This is a genomic window from Shewanella mesophila (assembly GCF_019457515.1).
Taxonomy (GTDB): Bacteria; Pseudomonadota; Gammaproteobacteria; order Enterobacterales; family Shewanellaceae; genus Shewanella; species Shewanella mesophila.
On the sequence record NZ_CP080421.1, the window covers coordinates 860,891 to 876,500 of the forward strand.

14 protein-coding genes are annotated in these 15,610 nt (G+C 44.6%); 6 read left to right on the top strand and 8 right to left on the bottom strand.

Going from position 1 to position 15,610, the window contains the following annotated elements:
- Positions 1 to 19: 19 nt before the first annotated feature.
- Complete coding sequence (locus K0I73_RS03870; protein ID WP_286670429.1) at positions 20 to 1,804, top strand: ABC transporter transmembrane domain-containing protein; 1,785 nt, start codon at positions 20 to 22, stop codon at positions 1,802 to 1,804.
- Between the two features lie 87 nt (positions 1,805 to 1,891).
- Here the strand turns inward: K0I73_RS03870 and K0I73_RS03875 are convergent, their stop codons facing one another.
- Entirely contained in the window at positions 1,892 to 2,872 is a 981-nt protein-coding gene (locus tag K0I73_RS03875; RefSeq protein ID WP_220063220.1) for a DUF4382 domain-containing protein, read from the bottom strand.
- A gap of 269 nt (positions 2,873 to 3,141) precedes the next feature.
- Between K0I73_RS03875 and K0I73_RS03880 the strand changes: the two genes are divergently transcribed.
- Positions 3,142 to 3,660 carry a lipocalin family protein gene (locus tag K0I73_RS03880; protein ID WP_258405287.1) on the top strand — a complete coding sequence of 173 codons (519 nt, stop codon included), beginning with the start codon at positions 3,142 to 3,144 and terminating at the stop codon, positions 3,658 to 3,660.
- Between the two features lie 105 nt (positions 3,661 to 3,765).
- On the opposite strand, the gene K0I73_RS03885 is transcribed toward K0I73_RS03880, so the two are convergent.
- The 4 genes from K0I73_RS03885 to K0I73_RS03900 all read right to left on the bottom strand — a co-directional run bounded on the left by K0I73_RS03885 (position 3,766) and on the right by K0I73_RS03900 (position 9,321).
- Positions 3,766 to 5,364, bottom strand: a complete 1,599-nt coding sequence (locus tag K0I73_RS03885; protein WP_220063221.1) for an AMP-binding protein — start codon at positions 5,362 to 5,364, stop codon at positions 3,766 to 3,768.
- A gap of 213 nt (positions 5,365 to 5,577) precedes the next feature.
- Positions 5,578 to 7,053 carry a cytochrome c oxidase accessory protein CcoG gene (gene ccoG, locus K0I73_RS03890; RefSeq protein ID WP_220063222.1) on the bottom strand — a complete coding sequence of 492 codons (1,476 nt, stop codon included), beginning with the start codon at positions 7,051 to 7,053 and terminating at the stop codon, positions 5,578 to 5,580.
- A gap of 200 nt (positions 7,054 to 7,253) precedes the next feature.
- On the bottom strand, positions 7,254 to 8,693 hold the full coding sequence (locus K0I73_RS03895) for a sigma-54 interaction domain-containing protein (RefSeq protein WP_220063223.1): 1,440 nt from the start codon (positions 8,691 to 8,693) through the stop codon (positions 7,254 to 7,256).
- 91 nt (positions 8,694 to 8,784) lie between these two features.
- Complete coding sequence (locus K0I73_RS03900) at positions 8,785 to 9,321, bottom strand: thioredoxin family protein (RefSeq protein WP_220063224.1); 537 nt, start codon at positions 9,319 to 9,321, stop codon at positions 8,785 to 8,787.
- A gap of 485 nt (positions 9,322 to 9,806) precedes the next feature.
- On the opposite strand from K0I73_RS03900, the gene K0I73_RS03905 reads away from it, so the two are divergent.
- Positions 9,807 to 10,421 (top strand): LysE family translocator, encoded by a 615-nt coding sequence (locus tag K0I73_RS03905; protein WP_220063225.1) that lies wholly within the window; start codon positions 9,807 to 9,809, stop codon positions 10,419 to 10,421.
- A gap of 120 nt (positions 10,422 to 10,541) precedes the next feature.
- On the opposite strand, the gene K0I73_RS03910 is transcribed toward K0I73_RS03905, so the two are convergent.
- Positions 10,542 to 10,859: a DUF3144 domain-containing protein gene (locus K0I73_RS03910; RefSeq protein WP_220063226.1), complete on the bottom strand. Its 318-nt coding sequence runs from the start codon at positions 10,857 to 10,859 to the stop codon at positions 10,542 to 10,544.
- Between the two features lie 135 nt (positions 10,860 to 10,994).
- Positions 10,995 to 11,531: a prepilin-type N-terminal cleavage/methylation domain-containing protein gene (locus K0I73_RS03915; RefSeq protein WP_220063227.1), complete on the bottom strand. Its 537-nt coding sequence runs from the start codon at positions 11,529 to 11,531 to the stop codon at positions 10,995 to 10,997.
- A gap of 132 nt (positions 11,532 to 11,663) precedes the next feature.
- Between K0I73_RS03915 and ung the strand changes: the two genes are divergently transcribed.
- The 3 genes from ung (at position 11,664) to K0I73_RS03930 (ending at position 14,429) form a co-directional block, all read left to right on the top strand.
- Positions 11,664 to 12,332 carry a uracil-DNA glycosylase gene (ung, locus tag K0I73_RS03920; protein WP_220063228.1) on the top strand — a complete coding sequence of 223 codons (669 nt, stop codon included), beginning with the start codon at positions 11,664 to 11,666 and terminating at the stop codon, positions 12,330 to 12,332.
- Positions 12,333 to 12,519: 187 nt separating this feature from the next.
- A complete protein-coding gene (locus K0I73_RS03925) occupies positions 12,520 to 13,107 on the top strand; it encodes a hypothetical protein (protein WP_220063229.1) in 588 nt (195 codons plus the stop codon).
- A gap of 359 nt (positions 13,108 to 13,466) precedes the next feature.
- Entirely contained in the window at positions 13,467 to 14,429 is a 963-nt protein-coding gene (locus tag K0I73_RS03930) for a substrate-binding periplasmic protein (RefSeq protein ID WP_220063230.1), read from the top strand.
- A gap of 261 nt (positions 14,430 to 14,690) precedes the next feature.
- Here K0I73_RS03930 and K0I73_RS03935 read toward each other — a convergent pair whose 3' ends face one another.
- Positions 14,691 to 15,374 (bottom strand): 5-formyltetrahydrofolate cyclo-ligase, encoded by a 684-nt coding sequence (locus K0I73_RS03935; RefSeq protein WP_434086697.1) that lies wholly within the window; start codon positions 15,372 to 15,374, stop codon positions 14,691 to 14,693.
- Positions 15,375 to 15,610: the final 236 nt, after the last annotated feature.

Sequence of the window (15,610 nt, forward strand, 5' to 3'; positions counted from 1 at the left end):
GATTGAAAATGTATCTGCAATGCTATCGCCTGTTAGTAAGCGGGCAATATTGCCTTGGATCGCTGCCTTTTTAAAGCCTTATCGTGGTCGGGTGATTGCCGCGATCGTATTTCTGTTTATTGGCTCCTTAGCTTGGTTATCCCTTGGCCAAGGAGTGCGTTTAATGGTGGATGAGGGTTTTTTAAAAGATAATGGCGGGCGTCTTAATGAGATCATCCTGTTGGTGATAGGGATCACCGCCCTCAGTAGCTCTGCAATTTTTTGTCGTTTCTATTTAATGACTTGGCTCGGTGAGCGAGTCAGCGCCGACATTCGCTTAACCGTTTACGACCACCTGTTAAACTTGTCCCCCGGCTTTTATGCCAAGCTCAGAACTGGAGAGGTGATCTCGCGTTTTACTGCCGATTCAACCCTGTTACAGTCGGTGGTTGGTTCAAGCCTTTCTATGGCGCTTAGGGCCAGTGTGACTGTGATTGGTGGCATAGTGATGATGGCGATCACGAGTATAAAGATGACCGCCTTAGTCTTGCTCGCCGTCCCTATGGTGCTTGGGCCTATCTTCTTTTTTGGTCGCAAAGTGCGCGATCTGTCGCGCCAGAGCCAAGATAGAGTCGGTGATCTTGGTGCCTATGTCGATGAAACTCTGCATGAGATCCATACGGTACAAGCCTATTCCCATGAAGATAGAGATCGCGTGCTATTCAGTCAGCGAGTCGAAGCTGTCATGGATGCCGCTAAAGGGCGTATCAAGTACCGCTCTATTTTGATTTCACTGGTGATGTTTCTTAGTATTTTGGCTATAGCATTAGTGACTTGGGTTGGTGCTCATGATGTGATGCAAGGTGCAATCACTGGTGGTGAGCTGTCTGCTTTTATGTTTTATGCCGTGATGGTTGCAGGCTCCGTTGCGACCATTAGTGAAGTCATCGGCGAGATACAGCGAGCCGCTGGCGCGACGGAGCGATTAATTGAGTTAGTTGAAACGCCGATTGATATTCCACTGCCTGCTAATCCTATGACGTTGCCAGCCAAAGTGCGCGGCGAACTTTCATTAAACGAGGTGCGATTTTCCTATCGAGATATAACCACGTTAGATCGACCTAGCGAACTTAGCCAAGAGGTGATCTGCGGCTTAAGCCTACAAATAAAAAGTGGCGAACGGGTGGCGTTAGTCGGCGCAAGCGGCGCAGGAAAAAGCACCTTATTTGAACTGCTGCAACGCTTTTATACCCTTAATAGCGGCAGCATCACGCTCGATGGTATCGACATTGCCAATTTATCAGCGCAGGAGTTACGTCAGCAGTTTGCCCTCGTGCCTCAGGAGTCGGTGATCTTTGCTACTAGTGTGTTAGAAAATGTTCGCTATGGTCGGCCAGATGCCAGCGAGGATGAAGTGATTAAAGCCTGTATTGCGGCGCGTGCCCATGAGTTTATAAGCGAATTTCCTCTAGGCTACCAAACCTATTTAGGCGAGCGTGGTGTTAGGCTTTCTGGCGGTCAGAAGCAACGAATTGCTATTGCTAGGGCCATTCTTGCTGAGCGTCCCGTGTTACTTCTCGACGAGGCAACCAGTGCACTCGATGCTGTTAGCGAGCAAAAGGTGAAGCAGGCTCTAGATGTATTGATGCAGGGCAGAACCACCATAATTATCGCTCATCGATTGGCGACGGTACTCAATGCCGATCGTATTCTAGTGATGGATAAAGGTCAGCTTATTGGTAGTGGTACTCATCAGGAGTTAATGCAAACCAATGAGCTTTATCGAGAGTTTGCGACGTTACAGCTATTAGATGATGATGTGTGAATTCGCTTGTTTGTCGTCACTATCCATACAAATAGCCAGGGCCTAGTGATTAGACTGGCTATTTGTAATCGTGCTGATAGGAGATGCCTAACCGTGCCCTCCATGACCCCCATGGCCGTTACCACATTGGTGCCTTGTCTCTTGGCCGTTATCATCTACGGTGACTGAGCCTGCATCTTCAAATAGACTAAATGTTCCCTGAGATAGATCATCGGTCGCTGGATCGTCTAAGTGACCAAGGCAAGTATAGGCCACTCGATAGTCTCCCGCGGGTAGGTAGCCCATGGCAAATGACCAATCGCCATTCATATCTTGATGCAGGGGAGCTACGGTCACTGGTGAAAACTTGCCGTCATTTCTGGCTGGGCTCATATCCGCCATTTGGGTGAGGTTCGCTAGGCTGTTTTGATAAAGATAGGCCATATGGTAGAACTGACCGCCAAGGGGGACTTTATCTGCATGGGCAGTTTCACAGTCAGCTATCCACTGTGGGTCCATTTCGCCAATGAGGTGTCCCATTTCTCTTTTATCAACTGAATAGATACCATCGTGGTTAAGATGATATTGGTTGTCGCTAAAATGCATCGATTGGTATAGGCCAATCTCCATGGTCAAGAAGAGATTCTCGTGCTCATTTAACATAAAGTCATGTAATGGCAGATGGTTGTCTTCGACTATGAGTGGTTGTCGCCCTTGACCATTCTCTATCGCACAACCCTCAGATTGATTGCCATTAATTAAGCTAAAGTGCACATCGTGGTAGTGCCCTGCAGGTAGCTCAAGATTGCTAATAACGTTGTGGCTCTGCATACCTTGGAAGTCGAGCAGATTGAATCTGTGTTGGGCCATGTCGTGTTGGTGCACTGTGCCATGTTCATCTGTCATGATCAGTTTATCAAGTACCAACTCGACCTTACTCACTTGACTCATCGGTGAGTCTGAAATTGCAATATTGACCAGACCGACGGCAGGTTCTGACTGCGGGGGCGCCGAATTATCTGAACCGCCACAAGCACTGAGCATTATTGTAGTAGGGATAAGCAGTGGGACTAAGTGTAGGGTACGCATCTTATTCGCCTTGTAATGACTTTATGAGTTTTACCTAATTCGCAGTGATTATTTTATAACCAATTTTGACTGTGTTAGGGCTGGAGGCGATTGAAATTTAATCTTTGTGACTTAGCTACAGGTTTGACAAGATTTTTTTGTTATCAGTCATAATGTGCGATAGGGAGCGTAAACGGCTTCACATTTTTGTGAACATTTTTGGCGGTGCCAACGTACTACTTCTATGTGCGTTACCCTTTGGTCTTTGGCTATACATTTTTGGAGTTAAAGTGAAAAAACTGGTTTTGTTATGCTTGTTATTTCTGAGTGCTTGCACCAGTGTTCCCAGTGGTGTTAAACCTGTCGATGATTTTGAGTTAGCTAAATACCTTGGCACTTGGCATGAGATAGCCAGATTAGATCATAGCTTCGAGCGTGGGTTATCCAACGTCACCGCTACTTATAAGATGAACTCTGATGGCGGCGTTCAGGTGATAAATCGTGGATTTTCTGATGCCAACAAGGCGTGGAAGGAAGCGGAAGGCAAAGCTTACTTTGTGGATAGCAATGATATTGGCCATCTCAAGGTGTCATTTTTTGGCCCTTTCTACGGTGCTTATGTGATTTTTGAGCTAGATAGAGCGGATTATCAATATGCGTTTATTACCAGTTATAACCGCGACTATTTGTGGTTCTTATCGCGTACGCCTCAAGTAAGCGAAGCGCTCAAACAGCAGTTTATAGCGCAGGTCAAACAGATGGGATTTGCCGTTGATCAAATAATCTGGGTCGATCAGCAAGATCAATAACATTAAAAGATAACCCAAATATAGCCAAAATATCGTTAAAGGGGAGCCACCAGACTCCCTTTAAAAGGCAACCTTCTTTTGGTCTTTCAGGTTCAAGCTGTCGCGTTATTTTCTAAGCTCTCTTCGTAAGATTTTGCCTACCGTTGATTTTGGTAAGGCAGGCATGAACTCGATGAGCTTAGGTATCTTGTAAGCGGTGAGTTGCGTACGGCAATGGGCTAAAATATCGGTTTTGGTCGCTTCGATATCATGGCTAGCAGCGCGTAATACAATCGCTGCCTTTACCGCTTCGCCACTGTGCTCATTTTCTACTCCGATAACGGCGCATTCGAGTATCGCTTCATGTTGTGCTAATACCTCTTCTACTTCGTTTGGATACACGTTAAAGCCTGAGACTATGATCATGTCTTTCTTGCGATCGACAATTTTGTGCATCCCATCTTCAACCGCTTGAGCGATATCTCCAGTTTTAAAATAGCCATCTTTTGTCATCACTTTGGCGGTTTCCTCTGGCTTTTGCCAATAGCCGCTCATGACTTGAGGGCCTTTTACCGCGAGTTCTCCGGTTTCACCAAAGGCGACTTCCTTGTCATCGATATCAAGGATTTTAATCTGAGTGCCTAATACGGGTTTGCCTATGGTGCCGAGTCGCTCAAGCCTTGGGGCATTAAGTGATACTACGGGTGAGGTTTCTGATAGCCCATAGCCCTCCGAAATGGTGCAACCCGTGGTCGAACTCCAAGCATTTGCTGCTGCTTGGGTAAGGGCTGTGCCGCCAGAGATAGTTACTTTAAGGTGACTAAAATCCAAAGCTTTGAATTCGGGTTGATGACATAAGCCAACAAATAGAGTGTTTAGGCCCGCAAAACCGGTAAAAGGGTGCTCAGATAGAGTGTTGATTAATGAGGCGATATCGCGTGGATTTGGGATCAATACCGAGCAGCCACCCCGTTCAAAGTAGAGTACTAAGTTAACCATAAAAGCATAGATATGGTAGACAGGCAGCGGCGCGACAAAAATCTCTTCACCTTGTACTAATCGGTCGCCGAGTCGTGATTTTATCTGCATGGCGTTAGCAATTAAGTTGCGATGGCTTAACATCGCCCCTTTAGAGAGCCCTGTGGTGCCTCCTGTGTATTGCAATGCAGCGAGACCTTCTAAGTTTGATTTAACTGGGATTAAACTAAGTTGGCTACCTTGCGTGAGAATATCGGTAAATTTTAAGATCGGAAAATCGCTGGCAGCTTGTGTTTGCGGCGCTATCAGATCTAAGGCATGGGTCGAAATAACCGTTTCGATGGCAGTCGATGCAATGACGTTGGTTAACGTGGGTAATAGATCGCTCAGTACCACTAAGGCTTTAGCGCCCGAATCATTAAACTGGTGGATCAGCTCTCGCTCGGTATAAAGTGGATTGGTGTTTACCAGCACAAGTCCAGCACGAAGTGCACCATATGCCGCTATAACAAATTGCGTGATATTAGGTAATTGAATGGCAATACGATCGCCCACTTCAAGGGATGTATGATGTTGTAAATAGGCGGCAAAGTAACGTGAGTCGCGCTCGATATCGGCAAAGCTGCTCGATTTGCCTAGACAAACGTAGGCGGTCTTATCCTTGTATCGTTGGGCCGATGTTTCAATAAGATCGATCAAGGAACTGTACTGGGTAAGATCTAGGTGGGAATCGACATCATATACCATGGTTTGCCTCTAATTATTGTTTTAGCGAAAATCAAACAGGTGTTTAGATTGTGCTAAAAATATATACAGGTCAACAGCAAATGTCATTGTGTCTTGCTAGAATCGATAAGCTTAAGATTTTGTATCTATAGTCTTTTGTTATTGTAGGCCTTTCTCGGTGGTTGGACCATGCAAACATCCTCATCGTTGAGAATGTTTGCATGTTAACTTTTCCTAAGGAGTAAAGAATTGCGTTTTTTGAGAGACGGTATCTAAAGGTTCGTTAAGATTCATTACCGTGAAACTGAACGACTGTCTGAGCAGCTTTTCACCATGATTGGCATTGCGTTGTTGATAGACGGTAACCGGATAGCTTAGTTGTTCACCAGCCTTGATGCTTACCTCAACATCAACTTCTTTATTGATATAGTGTCCAAGACGGTCTTCGATATAGATAAGATACTGTTGATCTTGCTGTGTCTTGTTGCGGATCTTCAAGGTATAACTGTTTTCGATTTTGTTGTCATCAACTTCACGATAAAGGCTCTGCCTGTCTCTAATCACGTTTAACTGAATGTCATCTTTGTTATAAACATCGACGGCAAAAACGCTAAGCATGATCAATACCGCGGTGCCGTAGCCAATGAATTTCCACGAGTTTAATCGCTCTGCTGGTTTGCCCTTCAACTCATTTTCACTGGTATAGCTAATGAGATTTCTTGGGTAACCGAATTTGTCCATGGTCTGGTTACAGGCATCGACACAGGCACCGCAGTTGATGCATTCGTACTGTAAGCCATTACGAATATCTATGCCTGTAGGGCAGACATCGACGCAAAGGTTACAATCGACGCAATCACCGAGTTCGGTTGCTTGTTTACGTTTTCTAGGGCCACGAGATTCACCACGATTGGTATCATAGGTGACAGTAAGGGTGTTGCTGTCGAACATCGCCGATTGAAAACGAGAGTAAGGGCAGCAATGCAAACACATTAGCTCGCGCATAAAGCCCGCATTAAGATAGGTACATAATGCGAAAAACCAAACCCAAGTCGTTATCCAAAAGCTGGCATTAAAGCTTAAAATGTCCCGATAAAGCGATGTTGCGGGCACAAAATAAGCGATGAACCCACATCCCGTCATTAGCGCCATAACGCCCCATAACAGATGTTTGCTGGTGCGCTTAGTCAGTTTATTTAACGTCCAAGGGGCTTTATCTAAGGCGTAACGTTTGTTGCTATTGCCTTCGATCTGTTTTTCTATCCAGACAAACATAAAGCTCCAACTCGTTTGTGGGCACAGATAACCACACCATACTCTTCCCCAAAAGACGGTAATAAAAAAGAGTAGAAAAGCGGCGATAATGAACACCCATGCCATCAAGGTGAAATCTTGTGGCCAAAGCGTGGTGCCGAAAAATGAAAATTGCTGGTTTTCAACATCAAACAAAATTGCTTGCTTTCCTTGATATTGAATCAATGGCACCAAGAAAAAACAGATAATTAATAGCGTGTTAATCCCAGTTCTTAATCGCTGGAAATGGCCTTTCTGCTCCTTAATGTGGATCTTGCCTTTCTCGCTTGGAATAAAGGTTATCGGAATTGAGTCAGACGATTTTTTCTGAGCTTGGGCGTCGCTATTCACGCTAGAGGGCGAGGGTAGCTTGGATGTCGGGCCGATCTTAGGCCTTGGGGTAACACTATCTGTCATAGGAGGTTCCGAACTTAGAAATACAGAGTTAAGTTCGCCTATAGTGCAATTTTAAAACCAAGTTTAATCATGGTTATCTCATTGATTACATTGTTGTTTTATTTGTCGCTATAGATTTTGAACGCGATATATCGCCATTTTGCGAAATATCGCGAAAATGTAGGTGTTTGAAATGCGTTTATTATCCGACTTCAGAACCGTTAGCTTGGGCGTTTAATATTAAGTTTCTTCATCCGCGATCTTAACGTACTGGCTGGTAACCCTAGTACACTAGCAGCCCCGTTGGGCCCAGATATCCGCCAATTAAGTTGTTGCAAGGTATGGCGAATATGGGCAGCCTCTGCCTGTTGTAGTGTTTTACCATGGACAATGTTCTCGGTAGAGTTCTCTCCGTGCAGTACGGGGATCTGTAATATCTGTCCTTGGGTCAATATACTTTGGCGTTCGATAATATTTTGCAGTTCTCTCACATTTCCGGGCCAACGATAAGCCATAAGGTTCGATAGGCCACTTTTACAGACACCTTTGATTTTTTTACCTAACTTTTTATTTAGTCCCGTAACGATATGACTTACTAAAGTGGGGATATCGCTGAGTCGTTCTCGCAGCGCAGGAACATGCAGTGGGAAAACATTGAGTCGATAATAGAGATCCATCCGGAATAAGCCTTGCTCAACGCGTTTCTGTAGGTCGTGGTGGGTCGCGGTAACGAGTCGAATATCGACTTTTATAGGAGTACTACTGCCGACGCGTTCAAACTCCTGTTCCTGTATTACTCGCAGCAGTTTAGATTGTGCTTCAAGGGAAAGCTCTGCGATCTCGTCGAGGAATAGCGTACCTTGGTGGGCGAGTTCAAATCGACCCTTTCGGCGGCTGGTGGCACCAGTGAAAGCCCCTTTCTCATGACCAAATAGTTCGCTCTCAAGCAGCGCTGGAGAGAAAGCTGCACAGTTAACGCTGACTAGTGGCTTATTGCTGCGGTCACTTAGCCGATGAATATTACGGGCGACCAACTCTTTACCTGTACCGTTTTCACCACTGATCAATACAGTGCTATTGGTGTTCGCTACCAACTTTATCTGCTGTATAAGCTTTTGGATCGGTGGGCTTTCGCCCGCAATATTCACGTCTCCCGTATGGCTGGCTAATTCAGTCAATAGATAGTCATTTTCGTTGGCCAGTTTTTCCGACAGGGCTTGTACTTGCTCTAACGCTTGGCGTAGTGAGTCTTCGGTTTGTTTTTGAATACTAATGTCACGAAATATCGCGACCACACCGATAAGCTCCTGATTTTTATATACGGGTGTCGAAGTGTAATGTACTGGGAAACTGCTGCCATCTTTGCGCCAAAACAGCTCGTGGCTTATCTCTCTGGCGATCCCATCGTGCAGAGTGTTGTAGATCGGGCACTCTTCTTGAGGATAGTGACTGCCATCGGCATGGCTGTGGTGGTGACAGTTATGAATATTGGTGCCGAGTAATTCTTGCGCCGTCCAGCCTGTCATGCGCTCTGCCGCTGGGTTGATAAACACGGCATTACCATTTAAATCAAAACCATAAATTCCTTCACCCACCGCATTGAGGAGCAGTTTATTCTCTGGGAGAAAGTCCATCTGAGGATCGATTTTCGATGAAGCCATGGCCGTTATCTCTTTACGTTGTAATAAAATACTAGCGTTAGTTTATAATAAGTCACGAGATACCGCGAATTATCAGTAAAAGCATGAGATGTTAGTTGCTATCGAGTAGGGAGATAACTTGGTGGTAATCAAGCATCCGAGGAAGCACGATGCCATTTGGGTTGCTCGGTGAGTAAATCACATTAAAAGGCACACCAAAGGCATTGTAGTTAGCTAAAAAGGCTTCAATTTTTGCATTACTGTGAGTTAAGTCGCCGAGCATCAGCACCATGTGGTCACGCTTGAGAAGGTTAACCACGGCTTCTCGATGAAGCACGCCATCCTTGTTGCCTTTACAGATATTGCACCAATCGGCACTCACATCGACAAATACAGTCTTACCTTGAGAAACTAAGGTGGCGATTTGCTCTTGAGCTAACGGTTGCCAAACTAAGCTTTTGTAGGCGTTAATATCTTCCTTGGGGTAAATAAAGTAGGTCACCGCTACATTTATGGTGGTAAAACAAACGAGCAGGATCAGCACCGCTAGCGGAATTGGGGCGCCTTTAGCTTTTTTGAACCCTAGAAAAATAATGAGTAGCAAAAGTACAGTTAGAGTGATGCCGCTGACAAGAAGGATAGTATTCATAGTGGCCTGAGGGTGTCATAAAGAGTGTCGAAATTTATCTGAGTCTAACAGTTTAAACAAATTTGTTTGCAAATGATGTTTTGCCTAGGGTCTGTTGAACTTTGCTGGCCGAACCCTTCGGGCAGTGTTTGTTGGTCATTTCTGCCGCGTTCTCAGCTTTTCATGTAGAATAACGACACCACAAAGCTTCTGCCTTGTATAAATAACCAATAATTCGCTGCAAAAACAACCTTAAAAGATCAACTGGCCCTAGCCAGATGAACATTTGTAAGCTGCAGCTCCTTACCATTATAAAGTGACAATTCTTATCTCTGGTAATGAGTGCTGCGATACTCGTGAGTTATTGTAAACCGCTATTTTAGTTGAGATAGATATGTCACCTACGGTTGAGTCGTCAACTATTTTGTTAGCGTTATTTGACTCATATTGAGATTGAGTCGTGTCATAATTAGTGCAATCTAGCGTTAAGCTAAAGAGGAATTATTATGAGTTTCAGTGCCTGGCTAGGATTGTTGGCCATCTGTTGTTTAGGAGCCATGTCTCCCGGCCCAAGTCTTGCTATGGTAGTGCGTCACACGCTAGGAGGTGGACGGGCTAAAGGGATTATTTGTGCTTGGGCGCATTCTATTGGAATCGGCGTTTATGCGCTGGTGACCCTGCTCGGGTTGGCGGTCTTATTAAAGCAAGCTCCCTTGATTTTTAACGGCATCGCGATATTAGGCGCGCTCTACTTGGCTTATATGGGGGTGCAAGCGCTACGTTCTAAAGGCGGTATGTCTGAAAAACTCGCGGCAGGCAAAGAGACCGATGCGATCACCGCTGCGCGAGATGGGCTAGCTATCTCACTTTTTAATCCTAAGATCATGCTGTTTTTTTTAGCGCTATTTAGCCAATTCGTCATGGTTGCCGATGATCTTTTGAGTAAGTCGCTGATCGTGCTTACGCCACTCGTTGTCGATGGCCTTTGGTACACTATTATTGCTTTTTTACTTTCGCACCAAGCGGTATTGCCTAAGCTAAAGGAGAAAGCGGTATTGATAGACAAACTTTCGGGGCTGGTGCTTATCGCATTGGCGGTGAGAGTGTTAGTCACTCTCTAGGTTTTAGGCTTGAAGGGGCTTGAGAGCGTCAAATGGCCTAGAGTAGACAGAGCACTAGATACAAAAATGCCATCACTTTCCTGAGCGGAAACGATGGCATTTTCTATGAGATCTACAGCCTTAACCGTTAAATACTTTTACCGCGTCATCCTGTACAGGTTCGGTTGTTACCGCTGGAGGATTATCGATATGGTCATCTAAGTTATCGTTGAGCATGTCGCGGTATTCTTTACTAAACCACTCCAGTGCATTGTCTTTTTCTGCTTTCAAATCTGCCGATTTTAGTGATGCTTCAAATGCATTAAAGCGAGCTGCGGCGAAACGCAGTGCGGTACCGACTTTGCCAACATCTTGTTCTTTACTGCTAAGTTCGTTAGCTAGTGCAATAAATTGGTCTGCTATTTGAAAAATAGTGGTTTCTTTTGTTTGTTCTGACATGCTTTTTGCTCACAAATGAGTGGATGTAATGAACCGATATTAACTTAAATTAGCCAACAGTGAATCATTGAATTTGGCATTATGGGATCAAAATCGGTTATTCGATGCGACTTGCTGTGCTGATTACAATGGCTACTAGCTATTAGGATCGCTATCGACGCTCACTTGACCATTGCGAGAGTCGTAGTAAATACTCAAGTTTTGGTTGTCGTTAAAGTTAAAACGACATTGATTAGGTGAAATATAGTTCGCCTTGTAGTCGGTTTCATCACTACTATTAGAATTTGAGACACCAGGTTCATCGCCTTCAAACAGTGCTTCCCAGACAGAAATGCAGTCTTCCACATTGTCGAGTTGTGGTGATGCTTCGTCGTCTGTGAAATAGTGTTGAGCAGGCCATCCAGCATCGTTAAAATCCATCTCTCCCGCTTCGGAGCCACCAAAGGTGGGTAGGTTTTCCGCCGGACCCGATCCTACTCTAGTTGCCCAAACTGCACGAGCTAAGTTAATTCCGGACTTAAATGCTCCACCAGTGGCTTTAACGCTCGAGACTTGGGCATCTTGAGATACGTTTAAGAATTTAGGCAGCGCGGTAACGGCGATAATACCTAAAATGATGATCACGACGACAAGCTCAATCAGGGTAAAACCCCGTTGTGTTGATGTTTTCATCGATAGGCATGCTCTAATTTATGGGATTGTAGTCAGTATAATCATGCTGGAAACGCTGACGTGGTTATTGTTTCCAAGTATGCTTTATCGACTGATTCTAAATGGTTTTAAAATAGAGATAAAGAGAAGGATATGGAGAATATCGTTAATTGGCGTGACTTTATAAGTCAGCAGTCACAACTTGGTTATTTTCATCAGTTGCAAGACTTTGTTGCGGCAGAGCGTGCTAGCGGAAAAGCGATTTATCCCTGTGACGATGAGGTGTTTAGCGCGTTCAATCTCACTCCTCTGGATAAGGTGCGTGTCGTTCTCATAGGCCAAGATCCCTATCACGGTGAAGGGCAGGCTCATGGCTTATGTTTTTCGGTGAAACCAGGAGTAAAAACACCGCCTTCACTGGTTAATATGTACAAGGAGCTGGCGACCGATATTGACGGATTTGAGACGCCAGATCATGGCTATCTGGCCAATTGGGCTAAGCAAGGGATCTTGATGTTAAACACTGTATTAACCGTAGAAGGCGGGAAGGCTCACTCCCACGCCAAGGCAGGCTGGGAAACTTTTACCGACAATGCGTTAAAGTTGTTAGATGCACAAGCTAGACCGATCATTTTTGTTTTATGGGGCGGGCATGCGATTAAAAAAGCTAAGTTGGTGACTCAGGCCCATCATCAGGTGATATCAGGGCCTCATCCGTCACCTTTATCGGCTTATCGTGGCTTTTTTGGGTGTGGTCACTTCTCGCAAATTAATGAATTGTTATTACAACACGGGGGCTCGCCTATTGATTGGCAAGTATGAGTCGTATGATTTAATTATTCATACTTGCTGTAACGATGAATCCTCATTATATTCATATAAGTGCGTAACAAAACATTAACCTCTGCCGGCATAGGAATACGACTTCGTATAGCTAAAGGGAAGTAGTTAATAGCGTTACTGCTCATTGTTTGATCTTTTGCTATGGAAGCAATATGGCGGGCTAGATATGGATATTTGGGTAAAGCGAGGAAAGCTTGTTCGTTGGAATAAGGAGCAGAGAGTGGGGTTTATTGCCCCTGATGACGGTTCTGATGAGCAGCGTATTTTAGGCATAAACCTTCTCCCCTACGAGCATATGCCTCAAGAAGGGGAGCGCGTAGTCTATCGTCAATGGAAGGATAAGCTTCGCGGGGTAAAAGTGACCAAGGGTGAAATTGACCTTGGGAATCCCATCAAATTAACCTCACCCTTTGAACCTCAAACTCGGTTTGAAGGATTCCATCGGATAGGTTGGCCGATCAAAATAGGTCTAGTGGTTTTGCCGTTAGCCTTAGCCAATCTACTCTACTTAATGGTGATCAATTATGCCCCTGAGGGACAAGCTGATATTCAGCCTCCCGCTGGACTATTCCCCCCAGGATCAGAATACTATATTGGTAAACAGGATCTTAGCCAGATTGTTTTTGAATGTGATGCTAGGCAGCAATGTTTGCAGATGACCTCATGCCAAGAGGCTAAATATTTTATTCGCAACTGCCCAGAGTTTGAAAAAATGGTGGGTGATCTCCCCTGTGAAAAACTATGGTGCAAGTGATCTTATACTGATTGGTATTACTTTGATTTAACCTGAACTCGGATTAAGAGATGGAATAACGCTAGATGAACTAGCCGTTTTATGCTTATTTCATCTCAAACTTGTCGTTTGTTTTGATAGCAAGGCGTATTTATGCGTCAATAGCCCGCCTAATGCAAGTAAATCCAACGCAGTTAGCGGAATAAAGGCCTGTTTGAGATACATTTATTATCCCGATTTCAGGTTGATTTAATGCAATTGGCAATACTTTAGCTCGTTTGGCAATTGAAGCAAAGTAGGGACTGTTGAATAGTAAAACCGAGAGAGTGAATTTAGACTAAAATTTGTGGTAACGACAAATAAAGGGTGTTTACCTAACTATGTTGAGTTTCCTTGCTCGTTATCAGTTTTCTAGCGCTAATGATCATCGTGTGGCATATACGAGAAAGCGAGGGTGTTATGTTTCTGTCGCGGTGACTCGTGCACTGTTTTGGTATTTAGCCTTGCTCTGTTTGATGTTCTCTTGTGTCGTTATTGCCAAGTCTCCTCCTATCGGTCCGCTTCACTTAGCCGATGCAAGAAAGGTGTTAGAGCAAGATAAACGGGTGAACTTATTGAGCAGCGTGTCTAGCGAATACCCACCGTTTTATTCACCAGACATTGCAAGTAATGGTTTAGTTTATCATCTAACAGAGGCTGCATTTCGACATGCAGGGTATTCACTGTCACATCACTTTTATCCCTTTGCACGTGCTAAGGTCATTATAAAGAGAGGTCTTGCCGATGTGCTCGTGGGTGTTTGGTATCGTGAATCTCGTGAGGCTTGGATAGCTTTTTCTGATCCCCTGCTGTCAGCCAACATTTTGTTGTACAAGCGTGTGGATTCTCAGATCAATTATAAGAGCATTGAAGATCTCCGTCAGTACCATATAGGCGTTGGAAGGGGGTATGCCAACCCTATCGAATTTCAAGATGCTCAACTACAGACGGAAGCTGTAAGTACCGATATTGTCAATCTCAGAAAATTATTGGCTGGAAGAATCGACCTAGTGCTGATCAGCGAAGATGTTGCCAACTACTTGATCACTAAAGGAGGCGATGAATTTAAGGGTAAGTTTGAGCCAATAGGTGAACCGCTTAGCGTCGAGCAGTTTCATTTAGGGGTATCTCGAAAACTAGCTAACTATCAGCAGATACTCGATGACTTTAATCGCAGTCTGCGCGAGATGCATCGCAGTGGAGAGGTGCAACGCTTGCTCACTGAGTATGGCTTTGAAACGAATGATTATTGGAAGGAAAAGATAATCTTAGAGGCTCCCCTTAAGTCTGTGTCAAAACATTAGGGCCTGTTGATCTTTCGAGGTTATTTTTACAGCGAGTTGTTGGTCATTTTTACCAGGCAGAGACCTTGTTGTGTAGTTATTCAAAATAAAGAGTCGATAACGCTGTAAAAGTGACCAACAAACCTTGCCCGAAGGGATCGGCTAAAACCGTTTTACTCTTTGATAAATTGCTTTTGCTTAGATAGCTAGGCTGCAATCCATTCGCTTCAATTGAAATGCTTTGAACTCGAATAATATTCAACCAGCAGAGATCAACAGGCTCTAGATACTTTTTGATATTGATAATACGCCCGATGGCGTTACTATTATCGGCAAGGGAACATCCCAGTGTTGTGTTGGTAGCCTCTCTACCCGTTGACAGTCATGGGCATAGCCAACAGGTAGCGGGCGTCCGCTGGTTTGCCAATTCGCTAAGGTTCTATCATAGAAGCCACCACCCATCCCCATACGGTTACCTTCATTATCAAAAGCAACTAATGGGGTGATGATAAGGTCAATTTCACAAGCGCATCTCATCTCGCGTATATCTAACTTAGGTTCCCAAATGCCTAAGCTATTTTTAGTCATTTTTGAGCTCGGTGTATAAGCTAAAAAGATCAGGTTACCAGCGGTAAAAGGATGCAGTCGCGGTAGATAAACCTCAATCCTCCTTTGCCACAACGCCTCAATAAGTGGTTTTGTATCGAGTTCACCATCATTTGTGAGATAGAGCGCCACGCGTTTTGCCCCCTGCTCTAGTATCAAGTTCAAAGCAAGCTTTGATGCTTGGTGAGCAAACTCGGATTGCGCTTTACTCGATAGCGTGCGCCGAGCCGAGCGCACCTGAGTACGCAGCGCTTTACGGGTCAGTTTGGTCTGCGCATTTTGAATATGAGATGTAGCCACTGAGTTATCTGTTGTGGGCAATTCTGTTGTTGGCGATAAAGGTGCAGGCGTTGGTTTCAATATGTTACTCCCAGCAATGATGTTTTAGTTTAGCGTTAGCTGTGAGTGATATTCAATAGATGCTACAGAGATTAACTAGCGAACTTGCCGAGCGGATACAAAAAAGGCTAGAAGGAATTATTTACCTTCTAGCTTCTAGCTTCTAGCTTCTAGCTTCTAGCTTCTAGCTTAAAGTGTCTCTATTTAAATTGCTCCCCAAGATGCCGTTAACTGTGCAGTCCTTGAGCCCATAGATG

What these genes read in the sequence shown, in the direction of transcription:
- K0I73_RS03915 (WP_220063227.1), bottom strand. Translation starts at nt 11,531, where the DNA reads ATGAAAACATCAACACAACGGGGTTTTACCCTGATTGAGCTTGTCGTC.
- K0I73_RS03895 (WP_220063223.1), bottom strand. Translation starts at nt 8,693, where the DNA reads ATGGCTTCATCGAAAATCGATCCTCAGATGGACTTTCTCCCAGAGAAT.
- K0I73_RS03910 (WP_220063226.1), bottom strand. Translation starts at nt 10,859, where the DNA reads ATGTCAGAACAAACAAAAGAAACCACTATTTTTCAAATAGCAGACCAA.
- K0I73_RS03870 (WP_286670429.1), top strand. Translation starts at nt 20, where the DNA reads ATGCTATCGCCTGTTAGTAAGCGGGCAATATTGCCTTGGATCGCTGCC.
- ccoG (WP_220063222.1), bottom strand. Translation starts at nt 7,053, where the DNA reads ATGACAGATAGTGTTACCCCAAGGCCTAAGATCGGCCCGACATCCAAG.
- K0I73_RS03885 (WP_220063221.1), bottom strand. Translation starts at nt 5,364, where the DNA reads ATGGTATATGATGTCGATTCCCACCTAGATCTTACCCAGTACAGTTCC.
- K0I73_RS03900 (WP_220063224.1), bottom strand. Translation starts at nt 9,321, where the DNA reads ATGAATACTATCCTTCTTGTCAGCGGCATCACTCTAACTGTACTTTTG.
- ung (WP_220063228.1), top strand. Translation starts at nt 11,664, where the DNA reads ATGGAGAATATCGTTAATTGGCGTGACTTTATAAGTCAGCAGTCACAA.
- K0I73_RS03925 (WP_220063229.1), top strand. Translation starts at nt 12,520, where the DNA reads ATGGATATTTGGGTAAAGCGAGGAAAGCTTGTTCGTTGGAATAAGGAG.
- K0I73_RS03905 (WP_220063225.1), top strand. Translation starts at nt 9,807, where the DNA reads ATGAGTTTCAGTGCCTGGCTAGGATTGTTGGCCATCTGTTGTTTAGGA.
- K0I73_RS03930 (WP_220063230.1), top strand. Translation starts at nt 13,467, where the DNA reads ATGTTGAGTTTCCTTGCTCGTTATCAGTTTTCTAGCGCTAATGATCAT.
- K0I73_RS03875 (WP_220063220.1), bottom strand. Translation starts at nt 2,872, where the DNA reads ATGCGTACCCTACACTTAGTCCCACTGCTTATCCCTACTACAATAATG.